The organism is Desulfovibrio sp. 1188_IL3213, from assembly GCF_036763145.1.
In the GTDB taxonomy this organism is placed as follows: Bacteria; Desulfobacterota; Desulfovibrionia; order Desulfovibrionales; family Desulfovibrionaceae; genus Desulfovibrio.
In genome coordinates, this window is the sequence record NZ_JBAIYR010000618.1 from 1 (window position 1) to 1,060 (window position 1,060).

2 protein-coding genes are annotated in these 1,060 nt (G+C 57.7%); both read right to left on the reverse strand.

Annotated features, from left to right (window positions below; translation table 11 throughout):
* Positions 1-229 precede the first annotated feature (229 nt).
* Positions 230-421, reverse strand: a complete 192-nt coding sequence (locus V6C16_RS14060) for a hypothetical protein (RefSeq protein ID WP_333543533.1) — start codon at positions 419-421, stop codon at positions 230-232.
* Between the two features lie 179 nt (positions 422-600).
* On the reverse strand, positions 601-1,060 hold a 460-nt coding region (locus tag V6C16_RS14065; RefSeq protein ID WP_333543534.1), incomplete at its 5' end, for a response regulator transcription factor.

Sequence of the window (1,060 nt, forward strand, 5' to 3'; positions counted from 1 at the left end):
CAGCCTGCGCCTCAGCCGTAGCAGCCTGACCCTGATTTGCGTCACCGGCGGCATGCTGGGCCAGCACCGTCAGCGGCGCGGCCAAACACAGCAAAAGCATGGCAGGCAACAACAGGAGCTTTGCCATATGGCTTCCTGCAACCCTTGCGGAATATTCACGAAAAACACAGGCCATCGTCTCCCCCTTGCGCCTCTGACCGGCGCATTTGTTTTTTCGGTCAGGGCAAGACTAAAATCCAGACCCGGAGCGCACCATCGGGAGAATCCTGATTTGTGAAAAAATACCTAAGGATTTTCCCCAGGCGGGCATGAAACGCCGCGTCAGCCGGGAATTTTCCCGGAACGAGCCTGCATCGGCGGCGAAACGACGAGCAAAAGACGAAGAAATGAAGGGAAAATGACGGCGAAAATGCAGCGACACTCGCTTTTTCCCCGGCAGACACGGCTCTGCGCCGCAAGGGGCCATTTTTTATTTCGGCTGGGTGCAGGCGCAAAAAACAAGAGTATTATTGGTCAGATGTCGAAAAAAGACGCAAAAAAAGACGCGACCGCGCCTGCGAAAAAAGAAAAAACAATGCCGGATGCCCGAGACGTAAAAAATCAGATTTTGACCAGTCCGTGGCGGATGGCGATCTTGACCAGGTCGCCCACAGACCCGGCCTGCAGCTTGGTGAGCAGATTATACTTGTGGGTTTCTACGGTTTTGGGGCTGATATGCAGGTCGCCCGCAATGGCCTTGACGCTATGCCCGTCGGCCAGCAGACGGAAGATTTCCTTTTCCCGGGGCGACAGAGCGGAAAGGTCACCGCAACCATCGCGGCCGGACTCGTCCGCCGTCTGGCGGCGTTCACGCAAGAGGGCCGCCAGCCGCCCGCCCGGATCGGAAAAACTTAAAAAAATCTCGCCCCGGCGTACGCTTTCAATGGCGCGCAGCAACACGCCCGGCGGCTCGGACTTGCGCACATGCCCCATAATACCGAGATCAATCAGCTCGGGCAGCCAGCGTTGGTCCTCATGCCCCGTATAGACGAGAACGCGCGTGGCCGGGCGCACCTCAAGC